Source organism: Burkholderia sp. HMSC10F09 (assembly GCF_001806955.1).
GTDB lineage: Bacteria > Pseudomonadota > Gammaproteobacteria > Burkholderiales > Burkholderiaceae > Burkholderia > Burkholderia multivorans.
This window is the reverse complement of sequence record NZ_KV786744.1, coordinates 1-20,787: the sequence shown is the minus strand read 5'-3', so window position 1 is coordinate 20,787 and position 20,787 is coordinate 1. Positions and strand designations below refer to the sequence as shown.

20 protein-coding genes are annotated in these 20,787 nt (G+C 69.6%); 15 read left to right on the top strand and 5 right to left on the bottom strand.

Going from position 1 to position 20,787, the window contains the following annotated elements; translation table 11 throughout:
- The 8 genes from HMPREF3115_RS16490 to HMPREF3115_RS16455 form a co-directional block, all read left to right on the top strand.
- The coding region (locus tag HMPREF3115_RS16490; protein ID WP_141751685.1) for a YbfB/YjiJ family MFS transporter at positions 1-610 on the top strand (610 nt) is incomplete at its 5' end.
- Between the two features lie 98 nt (positions 611-708).
- Positions 709-1,245 carry an NUDIX domain-containing protein gene (locus tag HMPREF3115_RS16485; protein WP_035488324.1) on the top strand — a complete coding sequence of 179 codons (537 nt, stop codon included), beginning with the start codon at positions 709-711 and terminating at the stop codon, positions 1,243-1,245.
- A gap of 56 nt (positions 1,246-1,301) precedes the next feature.
- Positions 1,302-1,739, top strand: coding sequence for an acyl-CoA thioesterase (locus tag HMPREF3115_RS16480; RefSeq protein ID WP_006405000.1), 438 nt, complete (start codon positions 1,302-1,304; stop codon positions 1,737-1,739).
- Between the two features lie 11 nt (positions 1,740-1,750).
- A complete protein-coding gene (locus HMPREF3115_RS16475) occupies positions 1,751-2,686 on the top strand; it encodes a branched-chain amino acid ABC transporter permease (protein ID WP_070555178.1) in 936 nt (311 codons plus the stop codon).
- Positions 2,679-3,899, top strand: a complete 1,221-nt coding sequence (locus tag HMPREF3115_RS16470; RefSeq protein ID WP_070555175.1) for a branched-chain amino acid ABC transporter permease — start codon at positions 2,679-2,681, stop codon at positions 3,897-3,899. The genes HMPREF3115_RS16475 and HMPREF3115_RS16470 overlap by 8 nt, the downstream gene beginning before the upstream one ends.
- The gene (locus HMPREF3115_RS16465) at positions 3,896-4,648 is read left to right on the top strand and encodes an ABC transporter ATP-binding protein (RefSeq protein ID WP_006402141.1); all 753 of its coding nucleotides are present in this window, start codon (positions 3,896-3,898) and stop codon (positions 4,646-4,648) included. Before HMPREF3115_RS16470 ends, HMPREF3115_RS16465 begins: the two co-directional genes overlap by 4 nt.
- Positions 4,645-5,349, top strand: coding sequence for an ABC transporter ATP-binding protein (locus HMPREF3115_RS16460; RefSeq protein WP_006402140.1), 705 nt, complete (start codon positions 4,645-4,647; stop codon positions 5,347-5,349). The genes HMPREF3115_RS16465 and HMPREF3115_RS16460 overlap by 4 nt, the downstream gene beginning before the upstream one ends.
- Positions 5,350-5,506: 157 nt before the next feature.
- Complete coding sequence (locus HMPREF3115_RS16455) at positions 5,507-6,253, top strand: glucose 1-dehydrogenase (protein ID WP_006402139.1); 747 nt, start codon at positions 5,507-5,509, stop codon at positions 6,251-6,253.
- A 59-nt stretch (positions 6,254-6,312) separates the two neighbouring features.
- On the opposite strand, the gene HMPREF3115_RS16450 is transcribed toward HMPREF3115_RS16455, so the two are convergent.
- From HMPREF3115_RS16450 to iolC, 5 genes are read right to left on the bottom strand one after another with little or no spacing between them, the layout of a single operon-like run.
- Positions 6,313-6,807, bottom strand: a complete 495-nt coding sequence (locus HMPREF3115_RS16450; protein ID WP_053297348.1) for a heme-degrading domain-containing protein — start codon at positions 6,805-6,807, stop codon at positions 6,313-6,315.
- Positions 6,808-6,860: 53 nt separating this feature from the next.
- The gene (gene iolB, locus HMPREF3115_RS16445; protein ID WP_006402137.1) at positions 6,861-7,679 is read right to left on the bottom strand and encodes a 5-deoxy-glucuronate isomerase; all 819 of its coding nucleotides are present in this window, start codon (positions 7,677-7,679) and stop codon (positions 6,861-6,863) included.
- A 29-nt stretch (positions 7,680-7,708) separates the two neighbouring features.
- Positions 7,709-8,638, bottom strand: coding sequence for a myo-inosose-2 dehydratase (gene iolE, locus HMPREF3115_RS16440; RefSeq protein WP_006402136.1), 930 nt, complete (start codon positions 8,636-8,638; stop codon positions 7,709-7,711).
- A 57-nt stretch (positions 8,639-8,695) separates the two neighbouring features.
- Entirely contained in the window at positions 8,696-10,579 is a 1,884-nt protein-coding gene (gene iolD / locus HMPREF3115_RS16435; protein WP_070555173.1) for a 3D-(3,5/4)-trihydroxycyclohexane-1,2-dione acylhydrolase (decyclizing), read from the bottom strand.
- A 44-nt stretch (positions 10,580-10,623) separates the two neighbouring features.
- On the bottom strand, positions 10,624-12,579 hold the full coding sequence (gene iolC / locus HMPREF3115_RS16430) for a bifunctional 5-dehydro-2-deoxygluconokinase/5-dehydro-2-deoxyphosphogluconate aldolase (protein ID WP_070555170.1): 1,956 nt from the start codon (positions 12,577-12,579) through the stop codon (positions 10,624-10,626).
- Positions 12,580-12,883: 304 nt separating this feature from the next.
- On the opposite strand from iolC, the gene HMPREF3115_RS16425 reads away from it, so the two are divergent.
- From HMPREF3115_RS16425 to HMPREF3115_RS16395, 7 genes are all read left to right on the top strand, one after another.
- A complete protein-coding gene (locus HMPREF3115_RS16425) occupies positions 12,884-13,810 on the top strand; it encodes a sugar ABC transporter substrate-binding protein (protein WP_035947894.1) in 927 nt (308 codons plus the stop codon).
- 68 nt (positions 13,811-13,878) lie between these two features.
- The gene (locus HMPREF3115_RS16420) at positions 13,879-15,453 is read left to right on the top strand and encodes a sugar ABC transporter ATP-binding protein (protein ID WP_070555166.1); all 1,575 of its coding nucleotides are present in this window, start codon (positions 13,879-13,881) and stop codon (positions 15,451-15,453) included.
- Between the two features lie 27 nt (positions 15,454-15,480).
- Positions 15,481-16,506 carry an ABC transporter permease gene (locus HMPREF3115_RS16415; RefSeq protein WP_006402131.1) on the top strand — a complete coding sequence of 342 codons (1,026 nt, stop codon included), beginning with the start codon at positions 15,481-15,483 and terminating at the stop codon, positions 16,504-16,506.
- A gap of 37 nt (positions 16,507-16,543) precedes the next feature.
- Positions 16,544-17,455 carry a sugar phosphate isomerase/epimerase family protein gene (locus HMPREF3115_RS16410; protein WP_070555164.1) on the top strand — a complete coding sequence of 304 codons (912 nt, stop codon included), beginning with the start codon at positions 16,544-16,546 and terminating at the stop codon, positions 17,453-17,455.
- A 63-nt stretch (positions 17,456-17,518) separates the two neighbouring features.
- Entirely contained in the window at positions 17,519-18,532 is a 1,014-nt protein-coding gene (locus tag HMPREF3115_RS16405) for a bifunctional inositol 2-dehydrogenase/D-chiro-inositol 1-dehydrogenase (protein WP_070555161.1), read from the top strand.
- 28 nt (positions 18,533-18,560) lie between these two features.
- Positions 18,561-19,487, top strand: coding sequence for a TIM barrel protein (locus HMPREF3115_RS16400; protein ID WP_070555159.1), 927 nt, complete (start codon positions 18,561-18,563; stop codon positions 19,485-19,487).
- A gap of 86 nt (positions 19,488-19,573) precedes the next feature.
- Positions 19,574-20,746, top strand: coding sequence for a Gfo/Idh/MocA family protein (locus HMPREF3115_RS16395; RefSeq protein ID WP_006402127.1), 1,173 nt, complete (start codon positions 19,574-19,576; stop codon positions 20,744-20,746).
- The last annotated feature ends 41 nt before the right edge of the window (positions 20,747-20,787 follow it).

The following is a 20,787-nucleotide window of genomic DNA, read 5'->3' as shown; positions in this document are numbered from 1 at the left end:
GGCGCACGCGGCGGCGGCGACGCCGGCCGCGGTCCACGACGCGCGCCGCGCGCGGGTCGACGCCGGCTGGCTGATCGTGCTGTACGGGATGCCGGGCTTCGGCTACATCATCACGGCGACGTTTCTGCCCGTGATCGCGCGCGCTGCGCTGCCGGCCGGTTCGCCGTGGCCCGACCTGTTCTGGCCGATGTTCGGCGCGGCGCTGATCGTCGGCGCGCTTGCGGCCGCGCGGCTGCCCGCGCACTGGGACAACCGGCTGCTGCTGGCCGGCGGCTGTGCGATGCAGGCGCTCGGGATCGCGGCCGGCATCGTATGGCCGAACACGGCCGGCTTCGCGATCGGCAGCGCGCTGCTCGGGCTGCCGTTCACCGCGATCACGCTGTTCGCGATGCGCGAGGCGCGGCGTCTGCACGGCGAGCGCGCGGCGGGGCTGATGGGCTATGCGACCGCCTCGTACGGAATCGGGCAGATTCTCGGCCCGCTCGTCGCGGCGCCGCTGACCGCGCGCTTCGGGTCGTTCTCGCCCGCGCTGTGGGTCGCGGCAGCCGCGCTGCTCGCGGGCGCGGCCGGTTTCGCGGCGACCGCCGCCGCCGCGCGCGTGCGCCGCTGACGACGATGGGGCCGGATCGGCAGCGCGGCCGGCAAACTCGCTAGAATGAGGCCTTTCCCGTGCCGAGCGGCGCCGTGCGGCGCCGTCATGTCCTGCCGATGACCACTGCCGACTACCGTTTCTGCCCGCGCTGCGCGAGCCCGCTGATCGAACGCGCCGATCCCGACCACGAGGGCGGCCGCCTGCGCCAGGCGTGTCCCGACGATGCATGCGGCTACGTGCACTGGAACAATCCGCTGCCGGTGGTTGCCGCGATCGTCGAGCTCGACGGCAAGATCCTGCTCGCGCGCAACGCGGCCTGGCCGGAAGGGATGTTCGCGCTGATCACCGGCTTCCTCGAGCACGGCGAAACGCCCGAGGACGGCATCGCGCGCGAAGTGCGCGAGGAAACCGGGCTGAACGCCGAGCAGATCGCGCTGGTCGGCGTCTACGAATTCATCCGCAAGAACGAGCTGATCATCGCGTATCACGTGCGCGCGTCGGGCACCGTCACGCTGTCGCCGGAGCTGCTCGAATACCGGCTCGTCGATCCGCCGCTGCTGCGCCCGTGGCGCGCGGGCACCGGCTACGCGCTCGCCGACTGGATGCGTGCGCGCGGCCTCGATTTCCAGTTCGTCGACCGTCCCGGTCAATGACCGCCGCGTACGCGGCCCCGTTCCCCGTCACCGTTCCGATCGCCATCGCCATCGCCATGTCCGACAAGCCGCAGCCGCGTCCGCGCGACGCGTATCGCCATTTCCTGCCGATCACGACCCGCTGGATGGACAACGACGTCTACGGGCACGTGAACAACGTCGTCTACTACAGCTACTTCGACACGGTCGTCAACGCGTACCTGATCGGCGCGGGCGTGCTCGACGTCGAGCGCAGCCAGACGATCGGCCTCGTCGTCGAGACGCAGTGCAACTATTTCGCGCCGCTCGTGTTTCCGCAGGCCGTCGATGCGGGGCTGCGCGTCGCGAAGCTCGGCACGTCGAGCGTGCGCTACGAGATCGGGCTGTTCGCGGCCGGCGAGGCCGCCCCCGCCGCGCAGGGGCACTTCGTGCACGTGTACGTCGATCGCGGCACGCGCCGCCCGGTGCCGCTACCCGACGCGCTGCGCGCCGCGCTCGAGCCGCTCGCGGCCTGACGGGTCGCGCGGTGCACGCATTCGCGCTCCAGGCGTTCAACGGCCTCAGCTACGGCTTGCTGCTGTTCATGCTGTCGGCCGGCCTCACGCTGATCTTCAGCGTGCAGGGCGTGCTCAACTTCGCCCATGCGAGCTTCTACATGCTCGGCGCATACGTCGGCTACAGCATCGCGCTGCGTGCGGGCTTCTGGCCGGCGCTCGTGCTCGCGCCGCTCGCGGTCGGCGCGCTCGGCGCGGCATGCGAGCGCACGCTGCTGCGCCGCGTGCAGGCGCGCGGCCATACCGGCGAACTGCTGCTGACTTTCGGGCTGGCCTATCTGATCGGCGAGGTCGCCAAGCTCGCGTGGGGGCTCGCGCCGCTGCCCGCGCCGGTGCCCGCGTCGTTCGAGGGCGCACCCGTGACCGTGTTCGGGCTCGCGCTGCCGCGCTATCGGCTGTTCATGATGACGATGTCGGCGGCGATGCTGATCGCGCTCGGCGCGCTGCTGCGTACGTCGCGGCTCGGGCTCGTCGTGCGCGCGGCGCTCACGCATCGCGCGGCCGTCGAGGCGCTCGGCTACGACGTGCCGCGGCTGATGACGCTGCTGTTCGGCGCCGGCACCGCGCTTGCCGCGCTGGCCGGCGTGATCGGCGCGCCGCTTGCCGTGATCGAGCCCGCGCTCGCGGAGACGGTCGGCTCGGTCGTGTTCGCCGTCGTTGTGATCGGCGGGCTCGGCTCGCTCGGCGGCGCGTTCGTCGCGTCGCTCGCGGTCGGCTTCGCCCAGACGTTAGCCGCGTCGAGCGACGTCACGCTGCGCACGCTCGCGCAAGCGGCCGGCCTTGCGCTGCCGGACGGCGTCGCGGCCGTATCGATCGCGCAGCTGGCGCCGCTGGTGCCGTACCTGCTGCTCGTCGCGGTGCTGGTCGCGCGGCCGCGCGGATTGTTCGGCGAGCGTGCCGATGCGTAGCGGCGGCACGTTCGCGGCATTCGTGCGCTGGGTGCTGTTCGCAGGCTGCCTCGTGCTGCCCGCGTGGCTGTGGCCGCAGGGCGCCGTGCTCGGCTACCTCGCGCAGACGGCATCGCTCGTCGTGCTCGCGCTGTCGTACAACCTGCAGCTCGGCACGACCGGGCTGCTGTCGTTCGGCCATGCCGCGTTTGCGGGGCTCGGCGCGTTCGCGGCCGCGCACTGGTTCAACCGCTTCGGCGGCCCGCTGCCGCTGCTGCCGCTCGTCGGCGGCGCGGCCGGCGCAGGCTTCGGCTTCGTCGCCGGGCTGCTGGCGACGCGTCGCGCGGGCACCGCGTTCGCGATGATCACGCTCGGCCTCGGCGAGTGCATGGCAGCGGCCGCGTGGAGCGTGCCGGCATGGTTCGGCGGGATCGGCGGCGTGCCGATCGATCGCGCGAGCGGCACACCGTGGGGCGGCTGGCAATTCGGCGCACCGGCGCAGGCGTATGCGGTGATTGCCGCATGGTGCATCGCCTCCGCGCTCGCGATGCGCGCGCTGACACGCACGCCGCTTGCGCGGCTCGCGAACGCGGTGCGCGACAACCCGGCGCGCGTCGCGGCGCTCGGCACCGATCCGCGCCGCGTGCGGCTCGCGATGGTCACGTGCGCCTCGTTCTTCGCCGGCATTGCCGGCACGCTGACGCTGATCGACGTCGAGATCGCGACGCCCGACAGCGTATCGATGGCGCGCTCCGCCAGCGTGCTGATCGCTGCCGTGATCGGCGGCAGCGGCGCGTTCTTCGGGCCCGCGGCCGGCGCGGCGGTGCTGACCGCGCTGAGCGTCGTCGTTGCGGGCATGTCGCGCGCGTGGGCGCTCTACCTCGGCGTGCTGTTCGTCGCGGTCGTCGTTGCCGCGCCGCGCGGGCTCGCGGGGCTCGTCGACGCGCTCGCGCACGCGCTGCGTCGCGGCGCACCGGCGAGCGAGCGCTGGCGGCTGCTGTGCGCGTTCGGCGCGTGCGTGTTCTGGGGCATCGCGCTCGTCGCCGCGGCCGAACTCGGCTATGCGTGGCGCTTCGCGCAGGACGACGGCCCGGGCGCCGCGTTCGGCGCATGGCGGATCGACGCCGATACGCCGGTCGGCTGGGCCGTTGCCGCTTCGGCGGCCGCCGTCGGCATGCTGCTGTGGGGCTGGCGCGCGCGCTTCGCGCGTGCCGACGCGGAGCGGCGGCGATGAGCGGCACCGCAGTCGCGCTGCGCGGGATCGTGCTGCGCTTCGGCGCGCGGACGGTGCTCGACGGCATCGACCTCGACGTCGCGGCCGGCGAGCGTCATGCATTGATCGGCCCGAACGGCGCCGGCAAGTCGACGCTGTTCAACGTCATCGGCGGCGCGCTGCGGCCGACGCGCGGGCGCGTGATGCTGCACGGCGTCGAGTTGCGCGGGCGCGGGCCCGTGATCGCGAGCCGGCTCGGCGTCGGCCGCAGTTTTCAGCAGACGAGCGCGTTCGCGCGCCTGAGCGTGTTCGACAATCTGCGCTGCGCGGCGCTGCATGCGCCCGCCGAGCGGCGGCGCTGGTGGAACCGGCTGCGCGAATCGGCGTCGGTCGATCGCGCGGCCGCGCGCGTGATGGAGGACGTCGGCCTCGACGCACGGCGCGACACGCCGGCCGCCGACCTCGCCTACGCCGAGCAGCGCGCACTCGATCTCGGCATCGCGCTGGCGAGCGGCGCGCGCACGCTGCTGCTCGACGAGCCGACGGCCGGCATGAATCGCGACCAGGCCGCGCGCATGATCGCGCTGATCCGCGCGACCACGCTGGGGCGCACGGTGTTGATGATCGAGCACGACATGGACGCGGTGTTCGGCTTCGCGGAACGCGTCACGGTGCTCGTGCGCGGTGCGATCGTCGCGACCGGCGCACCGGATGCGATCCGCGCGGATGCGGCCGTGCGCGCCGCGTATCTCGGCGAGGGCACCCGATGAGCGCGCTGCTCGACGTTCGCGCGCTGCGCGCATGGTACGGACATCAGCCGGTGCTCGACGGCATCGACCTCGCGCTCGCGCCGGGCGAGACGCTTGCGCTGCTCGGACGCAACGGCGCCGGCCGCTCGACGCTCGCGAAGGCCGTGATGGGACTCGTGCGCACGAGCGGCTCGGTGCGCGTCGCGGGCGTCGAATGCGTGGGCGCGCGCACCTTCGACATCGCGCGTCGCGGCGTCGCCTATGTTGCCGAAAGCCGCGACGTATTTCCGCTGCTCAGCGTGCGCGACAACCTGCTGCTCGGGCTGCGCGGCGTTGGCCGGGCGGCCGCGCGCGCGGAACTCGACCGGCTGTTCGCGCGCTTTCCGCTGCTGGCTGCACGCGCCGACGTGAAGGCAGCGCGGTTGTCGGGCGGCGAACAACAGGTGCTCGCACTCGTGCGTGCGCTCGCCGGCCGCCCGCGCGTGCTGATCGTCGACGAACCGGCCGAGGGGCTCGCGCCGCTTGCCGTCGACGAAGTGCGTGCGTGCCTCGCCGCGCTGCAGGCGGACGGCGTCGCGATCCTGCTGATCGAGCAGCGGCTGCAGCTTGCGCCGCGGCTTGCGCATCGCGTCGCGGTGATGGGGCGCGGCACGATCGTCTACGACGGCGCGCTCGACGGCCTCGGCGACGACACCGTGCGCGCCTGGCTCGGCACCGGCTGAGCGCCGGCCGATTGTTCGGCTGGCCGCGCCACACAATTCGCAGCGAGCCGCTTTATCGCCGCGGACCGAACCGCCAACATGCATGACAACGCCGGTTCGCCGCGCAGTCGGCAGCCGGTGCCCCTTCATCGTCAAATTTTCGAAAAGGTATCCGATCATGAGCAAGCTGGCAGACAAGGTCGCGATCGTCACGGGCGCTTCGAAAGGCATCGGCGCGGCGATTGCAAAGGCGCTGGCCGCCGAAGGCGCGGCGGTCGTCGTCAACTACGCGAGCAGCAAGGCGGGCGCGGATGCGGTCGTGAGCGCGATCGTCGAAGCGGGCGGGCGCGCGGTCGCGGTGGGCGGCGACGTGTCGAAGGCGGCCGACGCGCAGCGCATCGTCGACACGGCGATCGAGACGTACGGCCGTCTCGACGTACTCGTGAACAATTCCGGCATCTACGAGTTCGCGCCGATCGAGGCGATTACCGAAGAGCACTACCGCAAGCAGTTCGATACGAACGTGTTCGGCCTGCTGCTGACGACGCAGGCGGCCGCCAGGCATCTCGGCGAAGGCGCGAGCATCATCAACATCAGCTCGGCGATCACGAGCATGGTGCCGCCGGCGAGCGCCGTCTACAGCGGCACGAAGGGCGCGGTCGACGCGATCACCGGTGTGCTCGCGAACGAACTCGCACCGCGCAAGATTCGCGTGAACGCGATCAACCCGGGATTGGTCGTGACCGAAGGCACGCATACGACGGGCATCATCGGTTCGGACCTCGAAAAGCAGGTGCTCGCCGAAACGCCGCTGGGCCGTCACGGCGCGCCGGACGACATCGCATCGGTCGCGGTGTTCCTTGCGTCGAACGACGCGCGCTGGCTGACTGGCGAGCATCTGGTCGCGAGCGGCGGGCTGCGCTGAGCGGCCGCGCGGCGCGCGCGCGAATGCAATCGTGCGCCGCTATGTGTCGCGACGCATCGTTACGCGCCGCTCGCGAGTGCGTGCGCGCCGACGTGCCAGCGCAGGCTCTCGACGGCGAGCGCGTGATTGCGTTCGGCGTCGAGACCCGCGATCGCGAGCGCGCCGACGAGCCGCGCACCGGCGATCCGCAACGGCACGCCGCCGCCGTCGAGTGCATAGTCGTCGTCCGACAGCCCGAGCGACTGCAGCGACTGGCCGGTGCGCCGGAACGTCGCGCCGACGGCGCGCGAACTGAGCGCGAAGCGCAGCACCGTGTTTTGCCGGCGGCGGATCGCCTCGCAGTCGGCCGCGCCGCTGCCGTCGAGCGCGCAGTAGAACAGCGGCGCATGCGTGCCGACGATGCCGACCGCGATCGGCTGCCCGCGGCGCCGGGCGAGGTTGGTCGCGATTTCGCCGAGCCGGCGTGCGACGTCCGCGTTGAAGCACGGCAGCGTCACGTCGGCCGCGTCGTCGTCGAACGGCGCGGGTTCGCGGTGCGTAAACGGCATTCCCATCGCGGCCTCCGTAGCGTTGCGGTTGCGTGGCCGGCGCAGGCGCGGCGTCGCGCTCAGCGTGCCGGTGTCGCGTCGAGCATCCATTCGTGTGCGGGATCGTTCTTGAACGCCCACGCGCGGCTCGGTCCGGCCATCACGTTCAGGTAGTACAGGTTGTAGCCGTGCGGCGCGACGACCGGGTGATAGCCGCGCGGCACCATCACGACGTCGTGGTTCTCGACCGCGCAGGCTTCGTCGAGGCTGCGGTCGTCCGTGTACACGCGCTGGAAAGCGAAGCCCTGCGGCGGATCGATGCGGTGGTAGTACGTTTCCTCGAGCGAGGTTTCGTCGGGCGCCGCGTCGCGGTCGTGCTTGTGCGGCGGATAGCTGCTCGAATGGCTCGCCGGCGTGACGACTTCGACGACGAGCAGTCGATCCGCGGCCGGGTTGTCGCCCATCAGGATGTCGCAGACGTAGCGCGTATTGGTGCCCTGGCCGCGCACCGTGCGCCGCATCCGTTCGCCGTCGAGGCGCAGCACGCGCTTGTCGCCGCTCGCATACGGCGCCGTGCAGAGCGCGACTTCGGCATCGCGCGTCGCGACCAGCGTGACGGTCTTGCCGCCCGGCACGTAGAGCGCGTCGGGCGACACGGGTTCGAATACGCTGTCGCGCTTGCCGAGCGCGTCGTACGTGTCGCCGTCGACCTCGGCGCGCACGGTGCCGGTCAGCACGACGACGCAGAGTTCGCGCGTGCCGGTGTCGAGCGTTTCCGCGTCGCCGGCCTTCAGGCGCAGCGCGCGAAAGCCGACATGCTGCCAGCCCGCGGATTCGGGCGTGACGTTGCAGATTTCGCGGCCGGCGGCGGCCTTGATCAAGAGGGGTGAAATCGTCATCGGATCGGGCTCCGCAATGAGGTGGCGGGTTACGCGCTCAGCTTGTCGACGATCGCGCGCAGCGACTCGTAACCCTTCTTCGCATACTGATAGCTCGGCGCGACGGCCGGATCCTGCTCGGCCTCGACGACGAGCCAGCCTTCGTAGCCGGCGTCCTTCAGCGTGCGCAGCGTCGCGTCGTAGTCGAGCGCGCCGTCGCCCGGCACCGTGAAGGTGCCGTTGATCACGCCGTTCAGGAAGCTCCAGCCGGCGTTGCGCGCCTGCGTGACCACCTGCGGACGCACGTCCTTGCAGTGCACGTGCACGACGCGCGAGACGTGCTTCCTCAGCAGGGCGACCGGGTCGGCCGCGCCGCCGAAATACGCATGGCCGGTGTCGAACAGCAGGAACACCTTTGCCGGATCGGTCAGCGCCATCAGGCGGTCGACGTCGTCCGGCGATTCGACGTACGCGCCCATGTGATGGTGATACGCGAGCTTGATCCCGTACGTGTCGAGCAGATGGGCGCCGAACGCGTCGAGGCGCGCCGCATAGCGGCGCCATGCTTCGTCGTCGACGAAGCGCGGGCGCTTCGCGACCGGCGTATCGATGCGGCCCTGGATCGTGCCCGCGCATTCGCCGTAGACGACGACCTTCACGTCGTTGTACTGCAGCTTCGTCATGTGCGCGCGGCAGCGCTCGATTTCGGCCGCGACCGAGTCGGCGTCGGTCATCCCGGGCGCGACTTCGGCGAGGAAGCCGGAATACCAGCCCGACACGCACACGAGCCCGAATTCGGCGAGCTTCGCCTTCAGCTCGGGGCCCGTCTTCGGAAACTTGTTGCCGAGCTCGAAGCCCGCGTAGCCGATTTCGGCGCCTTCCTTCAGCGCCGTCTCGAGCGGCGTTTCGCCGCCGAGCGACGGCAGGTCGTCGTTCATCCACGACAGGGGGTTGATACCGATGCGAACGTTCCAGCTCATGTCAGGCTTCCTCGATGTTGTTGTCGCGTGCGTGCGGGTGAGCAGGGCGGCGCGGCGTCAGCGCCGCTGCCGCGTCTTGTCGTCGAGATAGCGGCGGTGCGCGCGTTCGACGTCGGGCCGCGCGGACACCTGCGGCACCGCGACTTCCCACCACGCGCCGCCGTCGTCGGTCGTGCGGCGGTGCGTCGTGTCGATCACGAGCACCTGGCTCTTCGCGGCCGCGCGCGCACGCACCATCTCGCGGCGCAGCTCGCCGACGTCGCGCACGTGCACGGCCTCGGCGCCCATCGAGCGCGCATGCATCGCGAAGTCGATCGTCGCGCGTTCGCCGCCTTCGGGCACGCAGTCGTCGAGCATGTTGTTGAAGCTCGCGCCGCCGCAGTTCAGCTGCAGCCGCTCGATGCAGCCGTAGCCGCGGTTGTCGAGAATCACGACGATGATCTTGCGGCCGAGCATCACCGATGTCGCGAGTTCCGCGTTGAGCATCATGTACGAGCCGTCGCCGACGATCACGATCACCTCGCGCTCGGGCCGCGCGAGCTTCGCGCCGAGGCCCCCGGCCACCTCGTAGCCCATGCACGAATACGCGTAGTCCATGTGATAGTTGCCGGGCAGCCCGCTGCGCCAGAGCTTGTGCAGTTCGGCCGGCAGCGTGCCGGCCGCGCACACGACCAGATCGTCGCGCGCGCTGTCGCGTCCGGCGTCCGCCGCGGAGTCGCGCACCGCGCCGATCACTTCCGCGTCGTACGGCAGCGTGTCGATGGGCACGCGCGTAGTGAGCTCGGCGACGCGCGCGTTCCACGCGGCGGCCTGATCGCGGTTCGCCGCCGTCCATGCCGGATCGGCCTGCCATCCGGCCAGCGCGGCCGACAGCTGGCCGAGCCCCGTGCGCGCATCGGCGACGAGCTGCCGCCCGCGCTTCTTGCCCGCATCGAACGGCTGCACGTTCAGGCTCAGCAGCGTGGCCTGGCCGAACAGCGCATGCGAGCCGGTCGTGAAATCCTGCAGCCGCGTGCCGACCGCGAACACGACGTCGGCCTGCGCGGCCGCGCGGTTCGCGGCGGGCGAGCCCGTCACGCCGATCGAGCCGAGGTTCAGCGGATGATCCCACGCGAGACTGCCCTTGCCGGCCTGCGATTCGGCGACCGGCACGCCGTGCGCGTCGGCGAACGTGCGCAGCGCGTCCCACGCCTGGCTGTACAGCACGCCGCCGCCGGCGACGATCAGCGGCTTTTTCGCGGCCTTCAGCACGTCGAGCGCATCGGCGAGCTCGAGCGCGTCGGCGGGCGGCCGCCGCATGCGGATCGGCGGCGGGGCGAAGAAATCCTCGGGCCAGTCGTACGCGAAGGTCTGCACGTCCTGCGGCAGCGCGAGGCAGACGGGGCCGCATTGCGCGGGATCGGTCATCACCTGGATCGCGCGCGGCAGCGCGACGAGCAGCTGCTCGGGCGACGTGATGCGATCGAAGTAGCGCGTCACGGGACGGAAACAGTCGTTCGCGCTGACGTCGCCCTGTTCGAAATCCTCGATCTGCTGCAGCACGGGATCGGGCAGCCGCGACACGAACACGTCGCCGGGCAGCAGCAGCAGCGGCAGCCGGCCGACGTGCGCGAGCGCGGCCGACGTCAGCATGTTGGTCGCGCCGGGGCCGATGCTCGACGTCACGGCCATCATCCGCTGCCGGAAGTTCGCTTTCGCGAACGCGATGGCCGCATTGGCCATCCCTTGCTCGTTGTGCGCGCGGTACGTCGGCAGCCGGTCGCGTTCGGCGTGCAGCGCCTCGCCGAGGCCGGCCACGTTGCCGTGGCCGAAGATCGCGAACACGCCGCCGCAGTACGGCAGGATCTCGGTGCGTCCGTCGGGCTGCACGACTTCGGCGCGTAGCGCGGCCAGATAACGGACCAGCGCCTGGCTGACGGTCAGTCTTACGGTTTGGGTCATCGTCGTTCGAGGAAAAGGAGTCGAATGGATGCGCGGGCCGCACGTCAGGCCGCGGCGGCGCGCGCCGCGTCGCGGCGGCCGAGCCACGCGTCCACCAGTTGCGCGAAATTGCCGGCGACTTCGTCGATCAGCGCCTGATCGTCGATGCGGCCGGCGAGCCAGTTCAGCGACGCGTCGGCCCACAGCGTGCGGCCGACCATGAAGCCCTTCACGATCGGGTTGGTCGCCGCGCGGAAGCTGTCGACGAGGTACTGCAGCGGTTGGTTCAGCCCGAGGATCACGGCGCCGCGGCAGTGGCGGTCGCGTTCGGCGACGAGCGCCTCGAGCCGCGCCCAGCCGTCGGCGCTCATCGGCGCGAGCTTCCACCATTCGGGCATCACGCCGAGGTTGTAGAAGCGCGCGACGGTACGCAGCACCGCATCGTCCTCGGTGCCGGCCGGCGTCACCGCGCGCGGCGGAATGATCTCGAGCAGCAGTTCGTTGCCGGTCGCGCGCGTCGCCTCCCAGAGCTCGAGCACGCGCTGCTCCTGCGCGACGCGCAGCTCGACGTCGTCGTCCGGGTGATAGTGGACGAGGCATTTGACGACCTGCTCGGTCGGCCAGTGCACGAGCGCGGTGCCGACCGAGCGCGTGTCGTCGAAGCAGAGCGGCCGCGAGCCCGGCAGTTCGACGGGCCGACCGACCCACCAGCCGCGTCCGGTCGCCGACGCGAGCGCGTCGCGCCCGTACGCGCCGCCGTCGATCAGCACGCCGACGTGGCCTTCGATATGGCGCTCGCGCTCGACCTGCTCGGCGGCGCGCACGAGCAGCCGCTTCAGCGTCTTGATCCGCGCTTCGTCGGCGCCGGCCTGTACCGCGAGGTCGTAGAACTGGCTGCGATGGTCGAACGCCATCACGCAGAGGTCGTCCCATTCGCGGCGCGGCACCGTCACGCGATGCAGATGCGCGAGCGTCCGGTCCGCATCGACCTGCGGATTGCGGCTGCCGCCGAACCAGTGTGCGAGTTCGGCCGGCGTCGGCATGGCGGCCGAACAGGCGTGGCGCGACACGACGATCGCGCCGCAGGCATTCGCGATGCGCGTCGATTCGGCCCAGTCGCGGCCGCGCAGCAGGCCGGACAGCAGGCCCGACAGGAACGCGTCGCCGGCGCCGAGCACGTTCAGTACCTCGACGCGTTCGCCGGCGAAGGTCGGCGCATCGTCGATGCGCGCCGGAATGTCGCGCTCGATCACGCAGCAGCCGAGTGCGCCGCGCTTGACGACGAGTACCGCATCGCTCACGCGGCGCACGGCTTCGAGCGACGCGATCAGGTCGTGCGGCACGCCGCCCGCGATCAGGAATTCCTCTTCGGTGCCGACCAGCAGATCGAACTCGCCGAGCACCTGCTGCAGTTGCTGCGTGACCTGCGCATCGGGCACGTAGCGGTTCTCGCCCGCGCCGCGCGGCGTGAGCCCCCACAGTACGGGCCGATAGTCGATGTCGAGAATCCGCACGACGCCGTGGCGGCGCGCGTAGCCGAGCGCGGTCAGCGACGCTTCGCGCGTGCCGGGCGTCGACAGATGCGTGCCGGTGATCGCAAGCGCGCGGCAGCGCGCGATGAAGTCCTCGCGAATCTCGTCCGCGCGCACGGCCATGTCGGCGCAGTTCTCGCGCACGAACAGCAGCGGAAACGTGTCGCGATCCTTGAGCCCGAGCAGCACCAGCGCCGTCAGCCGTTCCGGGTCGGTCTGCAGCTGGCTCGTGTCGCAGCCTTCGCGCTCGAGCGTTTCGCGCACGAAGCGGCCCATCTGCTCGTCGCCGACGCGCGAGATCATCGCGGTCTTGAGCCCGAGCCGCGCGACGCCGAACGCGACGTTGCCCGACGAGCCGCCGAGGTACATCTGGAACGTGCGCGCGTCCTCGAGACGGCTGCCGTACTGCTGCGCGTAAAGATCCACGGCGACGCGGCCGAGGCAGGCGAGATCGATGGGGCGGTCACTCGGAAAGTTCAACGGGCTCATAGACGTTTCACGCTCGCGGCCGGCGTTCGGCGATGCCGGCAGTTAGGGGACCGAGGCTGCGACCGGCGCGCCGCGCGCGTACCGCACGACGCGACGCCGCCCGCCGCAAGCCATCGGGCTACGGACGCAGTCTAGGCTTTTTGGAAATCCAGTTCCCTAGGTGAAATCACGTAGAAATAAATTTCCAAAATTTCGACGAAGTGATCTACAGTTTCATCCGGATGCTTCAGTCCGTATCGGACTCGGCCCGGCGGCGCGCAACGCGCCGTTTTCCGCCCCCCGGAGATGAGGAGACAGAGTGATCATGAAGACCAAGCTGATGGCCGTCGCGGCCGCCGCGATGCTGGCGATGCCGCTCGCGCATGCCGAGAAGATCGGCGTCACGATGGCGTCGTTCGACGACACGTTTCTGACGATCCTGCGCAACAGCATCGCCGACGCGGCCAAGAAGGACGGCGCGACCGTGCAGATCGAGGATGCCGGCAACGACGTCGGCAAGCAGTTGAGCCAGGTCCAGAACATGATCGCGCAGAAGGTCGACGCGATCATCGTGAACGCGGTCGACACCGACGCGACGCCGAAGATCACGAAGATGGTGACGGCCGCGAAGATTCCGCTCGTCTACGTGAACCGCAAGCCGGTCGATTTCGACAAGCTGCCGGCCGGCGTCGCGGTCGTCGCGTCCGACGAGAAGCAGTCGGGCACGCTGCAGGCGCGCCAGGTCTGCAAGCTGCTGGGCGGCAAGGGCGATCTCCTGGTGCTGATGGGCGAGCTGTCGAACGAGTCGGCGCGTGCGCGCACGAAGGACATCGAGGACGTGATCGCGACGAAGGACTGCGCCGGGATGCGCATCGTCGACAAGCGCGAAGGCAAGTGGAGCCGCACGCAGGGCCAGGACATCACGATGAACTGGCTGAGCTCCGGGATGAAGTTCGACGCGATCGTGTCGAACAACGACGAAATGGCGATCGGCGCGATCAACGCCTTGAAGGCCGCGCGCAAGTGGACGCCGAAGACGATCGTCGCGGGCATCGACGCGACGCCGGACGGGCTCGCGTCGATGAAGAGCGGCGAGCTGAAGGTGTCGGTGTACCAGAACGCGTCCGGGCAGGGCACGCAAGCCGTCGCGGCCGCGCTGAAGCTCGCGAAGAAGCAGAACGTCGACCGCTACGTGAACGTGCCGTTCGAGCTCGTCACGCCCGACAACATGAACCAGTACGCGAAGCACTGACCGGGTTTTCCGCTGAACTGCGCGGCCCCGGCGCGTCCGGGACCGCGTGCGACTTTCGAGGAACGTCCATGTTTACAGCCAGGATGGCGCGCCCGATGGCCAGCGACGGCGCGCCGGCCGCTTCGTTCGCCGCACCCGGTTCGTCCGGCGCGCCGGCGTCCGACTGCCTGCTCGAGGTGCGCGGCGTCGGCAAGTCGTTTCCGGGCGTCGTCGCGCTCGACGGCGTGCAGTTTCGCGTGCGCCGCGGCACGGTCCACGCCCTGATGGGCGAGAACGGCGCCGGCAAGTCGACGCTGATGAAGATCATCGCCGGCGTCTATACGCCCGATTGCGGCGAGATCCTGCTCAAGGGCGAGCCGGTCGTGCTGAACGGCCCGCTCGACGCGCTCGATCGCGGCATCGCGATGATCCATCAGGAACTGAACCTGATGCCGTACATGACGGTCGCGGAGAACATCTGGATTCGCCGCGAGCCGAAGAACCGCTTCGGGCTGATCGACCATGCGCAGTTGCGGCGGCGCACGGCCGCGCTGTTCGAGCGGCTGTCGATCGACATCGATCCGGACGCCGACGTGCGCACGCTGACCGTCGCGAGCCGGCAGATGGTCGAAATCGCGAAGGCCGTGTCGTTCGACTCCGACGTGCTGATCATGGACGAGCCGACGTCCGCACTCACCGACAAGGAAGTCACGCACCTGTTCCGGATCATCCGGCAGCTGCGCGAGCAGGGCAAGGGCATCGTCTACATCACGCACAAGATGAACGAGCTGTTCGAGATCGCCGACGAGTTCTCGGTGTTTCGCGACGGCAAGTACATCGGCACGCACGCGTCGTCGGACGTCACGCGCGACGACATCATCCGCATGATGGTCGGCCGCGAGATCACGCAGATGTTTCCGAAGGAGGACGTACCGATCGGCGACGTCGTGCTGTCGGTGCGCAATCTCGGCGTGGAGGGCGTGTTCCGCGACGTGAGCTTCGATCTGCGCGCGGGCGAGATTCTCGGCGTCGCGGGCCTCGTCGGCTCGGGCCGCTCGAACGTGGCCGAGGCGCTGTTCGGCGTCGTGCCCGCGACCTCGGGCGAGATCCTGATCGACGGCAAGCCGGTGCGGATCTCGACGCCCGCGCAGGCGATGAAGCACGGGATGGCATTCCTGACCGAGGACCGCAAGGACACCGGCTGCTTCCTGAATCTCGATCTGCTCGCGAACATGGAAGCGGCCGTGCTCAGCCGCCGCTACGTGAAGTTCAATTTCGTGCGGCATGCGCAGCTGAAGCGCGACTGCGAGGCAATGAGCCGGACGCTGCGCGTGAAGGCGCCCGGACTGCACGAGGAAATCCAGAACCTGTCCGGCGGCAATCAGCAGAAGGTGCTGATCGGCCGCTGGCTGCTCACGCAGCCGCGCATCCTGATCCTCGACGAGCCGACGCGCGGCATCGACGTCGGCGCGAAGGCCGAGATCCACCGGCTCGTCAGCGCACTGGCGGGCAAGGGCGTCGCGGTGCTGATGATCTCGGCGGAGATGCCGGAAGTGCTCGGCATGAGCGATCGCGTGATGGTGATGCACGAAGGGCGCATGACCGGCATCGTCGATCGCAAGGACGCCGACCAGGTCCGCATCATGGATCTCGCGTCGCGCTGAGCCGCAACAAGCATGGAGACAACTGAAATGGGCAACCTCAATCCGGTCGCGGACGCGCAGTCCATGACGATCAAGACGCGGCACGCGAAGTGGCCGCCCGAGCTGAGCATCTTTCTCGTGCTGGTCGGCATCAGCCTGTTCTTCGAGGCGATCGGCTGGCTCGTCGTCGGCCAGAGCTTCCTGTTCAACGCCGAGCGGCTCGAGATCATCGTGCTGCAGATGGCCGTGATCGGCATCATCGCGGTCGGCGTGAATCTCGTGATCATCACGAGCGGGATCGACCTGTCGTCCGGATCGGTCGTCGCGGCGGCCGCGGTCGTGTCGGCCAGCCTCGCGCAGGTATCCGACTTTCCGCGCGCGGTGTTTCCGCATCTGACCGACCTGCCCGTGATCTGGCCGGTGCTCGCGGGCGTGTGCGTCGGGCTGCTGGTCGGGCTGCTGAACGGCTCGCTGATCGCGCTCACCGGCATCCCGCCGTTCATCGCGACGCTCGGCACGATGGTCGCCGCGCGCGGCTTTGCGAAGTGGTTCACGAACGGCATGCCGGTGTCGATGCTGACCGACCAGTTCGCGGCGATCGGCGCGGGCGCGAACCCGGTGATCATCTTCCTCGTGATCGCGGCGATCTTCCATGTCGTGCTGCGCTACACGCGCTTCGGCAAGTACACGTATGCGATCGGTGCGAACCGCCATGCGGCGATCGTGTCGGGCATCAACGTGACGCGCCATCTCGTGCTCGTCTATGCAATTGCCGGGCTGCTGAGCGGGATCGCCGGCACCGTGACGGCCGCGCGCGCGATCTCGGGCCAGTCGGGGATGGGCGTGATGTACGAGCTCGACGCGATCGCGGCCGTCGTGATCGGCGGCACGTCGCTGTCGGGCGGCCTCGGTCGCGTGACGGGCACTGTGATCGGCGTGCTGATCCTCGGCGTGATGACGTCGGGCTTCACGTTCATCCGGATCGACGCGTACTACCAGGAGATGGTCAAGGGCGCGATCATCGTCGCGGCCGTGATCGCCGACCAGTATCGCAACAAGAAGAAGCGCCGCTGAGCGCGACGATTCCACTGCACATCGCACGAACATCGCCATGAAGATCGCACTCGACCCGTACATGATTCGCCACCTGCCGCTCGATCGGCTGCCGCACGCAGTCGCCGAGCTCGGTTACGACCAGATCGAGCTGTCGCCGCGCAGCGACTTCCTCGACTGGTGGGTGATGCCGCGCGCGACGCGCGAGCGGATGGCCGCGTTCCGCCGCGCGCTGCGCGCGAGCGGCGTCGGACTCGCGTCGCTGCAGCCGATGTACCGCTGGGCGAGCCCGTTCGAAGACGAGCGGCAGTGGGCCGTGCGCTGCTGGAAGAAGGCGATCGAGGTCGCGCTCGAAATGGAGTGCACGCTGATGGTGTCGGAGTTCGGGCGCGGCGCGTCGCCCGAACGCTCGGTCGGCGAGCGGCCGGGCGCGAACCCGAAGGAGCTCTGCGAAGCCGCGTGGTTCCGCTCGATGGACGCGCTGCTGCCCGTGCTCGAGCGCGAGCGCATCGTGCTGTCGGTCGAGCCGCATCCGGAAGACTGGATCGAGCAGCTGCAGCCGGCGATCGACATCGTCACGAACATCGGTTCGCCGTCGCTGAAGCTGTCGTACATCGCGCCGCACACGTTCTACTACGGCGACGACATGGCCGCGATGATCGCGCAGGCCGCGCCGATCCTCGCGCACGTGCGCGTGGCCGACACGTTCGACCACCGCAAGAGCAGCCAGCTGCGCTACATCGTGAACCCGCCGGGCTCGAACCAGATCCGCGTGCACCAGCATCTGGACATCGGGCAGGGCGAGATCGACTGGGACGTGTTCTTCCGCGCACTCGCCGATGCGGGCTTCGACGGCGTGATGTCGTCGTGCGTGTTCGCGTGGGAGGACCGTGCGGAAGCCTCCTCGCGCTACATGCGCGAGACGATCCAGCGCTACGTCGACCGCCATTTCGATCGCGCGGTGCGCTGAAACGATTCGATGGACCGACGGCGCGGCACGCGCCGCCGATAACGAACGACTGGAGATACCCTGATGACCTTGCAAATCGGCGTGATCGGCTGCGGCGCGATCGGCCAGGACCATATTCGCAGGCTGATGCGCACGCTGTCCGGCGCGCGCGTCGTCGCCGTCAACGACATCGATCCGCAGCAGGCGCGCGATGCGGTGACGCACTACGCGCCCGAGGCGGAGATCTACGCGGACGGCCGCGACCTGATCGCGGCCGCCGACGTGCAGGCCGTGCTCGTCACGTCGTGGGGGCCGACGCACGAGGCCTTCGTGCTCGACGCGATCGCGCACGGCAAGCCCGTGTTCTGCGAGAAGCCGCTCGCGGTGACGGCCGAGGGCTGCATGCGCATCGTCGAAGCGGAGCTCGCGCACGGCACGCGGCTCGTGCAGGTCGGCTTCATGCGGCCGTACGACGAAGGCTATCGCGCGCTCAAGCGCGTGATCGACAGCGGGCAGATCGGCGCACCGCTGATGCTGCATTGCGCACACCGCAACCAGTCGGTCGGCGAGCGCTACACGACGGACATGGCGATCACCGACACGCTGATCCACGAACTCGACGTGCTGCGCTGGTTGCTCGGCGAGGACTACGTGAGCGCGCAGGTCGTCTATCCGAAGAAGACGCGCCACGCGAGCGCGCATCTCGCCGATCCGCAGATCGTGCTGCTCGAAACGGCGAGCGGCGTGCGCATCGACGTCGAGATCTTCGTGAACTGCCAGTACGGGTACGACATCCAGTGCGAGGTGGTCGGCGAGAACGGGATTGCGAAGCTGCCCGATCCGCCGGCCGTCGGGCTCAAGCATCTGGCGCGGCAGTCGGTCGAGATCATGACCGACTGGAAGGAGCGCTTCATCGCGTCGTACGACGTCGAGCTGCAGGCATTCGTCGACGGCGTGCGCCGGCAGGCACTGACCGGCCCGTCCGCATGGGACGGCTATGCGGCCGCGGTCGCGGCCGACGCCTGCGTACGCGCGCAGAAGAGCGGGGCGGTCGAACCGATCGCGATCGCCGAACGTCCCGCGTTCTATCGCGCTTGAGGCCAACCTCTTCCGGGAATCGACCGACATGACGATGAAGATCGGCTGCGCGCCGTGCTGCTGGGGCGTCGACGACGTGAGCAACCCGCACTTGCCGCCGTGGCGGCACGTGCTCGCCGAGGCGTCGGCGGCCGGGTATTCGGGCATCGAGCTCGGTCCGTACGGCTACATCCCGCTCGCGCTCGACGTCGTGCGCGCGGAGCTCGAGCGGCAGCGGCTGAGCATCACGGCCGGGACGATCTTCGACGATCTCGTGTCGCCCGCGAATCTGCCGAACCTGCTGCGCCAGACGCGCGAGATCTGCACGCTGATCACGCAGTTGCCGAAGCTGCCGACGCAGCGCGGGCAGCGCTACGCGGCGCCTTATCTCGTCGTGATGGACTGGGGCCACGACGAACGCGACGATGCTGCCGGTCACGGCGATCGCGCACCGCGGCTGCCGAAGGAAAGCTGGGCCGCGATGGTCGACCACGTCCGGCAGATCGCGACGCTCGCGCGCGACGGGTTCGGCGTGCGCGCGGTGATTCATCCGCACGCGGGCGGCTATATCGAATTCGCGGACGAGATCGACCGGATCGTCGCCGACATACCGGCCGACACGGCGGGCCTCTGCCTCGATACGGGCCACCTCTACTACTCGGGCATGGACCCGAGCGAATGGCTGCGCCGCCATGCGGCGCGGCTCGATTACGTGCATTTCAAGGATATCGACGCGGCCGTATACGACGCGGTGATGAGCGAGCGGATCCGCTTCTTCGATGCATGCGCGCGCGGCGTGATGTGTCCGATCGGCCGTGGCGTGCTCGATTACCGCGCGATCAAGCGCACGCTCGACGACATCGGCTACGCCGGCTACATCACGATCGAACAGGAGCGCGATCCGCGCAATGCGGACACGAGCCTGCGCGACGTCGCGGCGAGCCGCGCGTTTCTCGCATCGGCCGGGTTCGCCTGAACGATGCATCCGCGCGACTGCGCGAAGAACGAAATCGAACCGCTGAATACGGAACACCCGGATACGCACTGAGGACCACGAACATCATGATCGACGGACAGATTCTGCTTGGACATTCGATTCCCTGGGCGATGGTCGGCGGCGGCCTGGGCAGCCAGATCGGCTACAGCCACCGCTCGGCCGCGCTGCGCGACGGCAGCTTCCGGCTCGTCGCCGGCGCGTTCGACCTCGATCCCGAGCGCGGGCGGCAGTTCGGCGTGAAGCTCGGCGTCGACGCCGAGCGCTGCTATCCGGACTATCAGACGATGTTCGACGCCGAAGCGAAGCGCGAGGACGGCATCCGCGCGGTCTCGATCGCGACGCCGAACAACACGCACTTCGAGATCTGCCGCGCGGCGCTGAACGCGGGGCTGCACGTGGTTTGCGAGAAGCCGCTCTGCTTCACGACGCAGGAGGCCGAGGCGCTGCAGCGGCTGGCCGTCGAGAAGAACCGGATCGTCGGCGTCGCGTACGGCTATTCGGGTCACCAGATGATCGAGCAGGCGCGCGAGATGATCGCGCGCGGCGATCTGGGCGAGATTCGCATCGTGCAGATGCAGTTCGCGCACGGCTTTCACAGCGAGGGCATCGAAGCCGAGAGCGCGGCCGCGCGCTGGCGCGTCGATCCGAAGTTCGCGGGGCCGAGCTACGTGCTCGGCGACATCGGCACGCATCCGCTCTACATCGCCGAGGTCATGGTGCCGTGGCTGAAGATCCGCCGGCTGATGTGCTCGCGGCAGAGCTTCGTGAAGAGCCGCGCGCCGCTCGAGGACAACGCGTTCACGATCATGGAATACGACACGGGCGCGATCGGCTACGTGTGGTCGAGCGCGGTGAACGCCGGCTCGATGCATGGGCAGAAGGTGCGCGTGATCGGCTCGAAGGCGAGCGTCGAATGGTGGGACGAGCATCCGAACCAGCTGCGCTACGAGGTGCAGGGGCAGCCCGCGCAGGTACTCGATCGCGGCATGCCGTACCTGCATCCGCACGCATTGCGCGAGGACCGGATCGGCGCGGGCCATCCGGAAGGGCTGTTCGACGCATGGTCGAATCTGTACGCGCGCTTCGCGCTCGCGATGGATGCGGCCGATCGCGGCGACGCCGACGCGCTCAAGGGCATCCGCTTTCCCGATGTCCACGCCGGCGTCGAGGGCGTGCGCTGGGTCGAGAACTGCGTGCGCTCGGCCGACGCGGGCGGCGTGTGGGTCGACTACCGCTGAGCTGCGCGTCGCGATGCACGGCGGCGCGCGTGGTGCGCGCG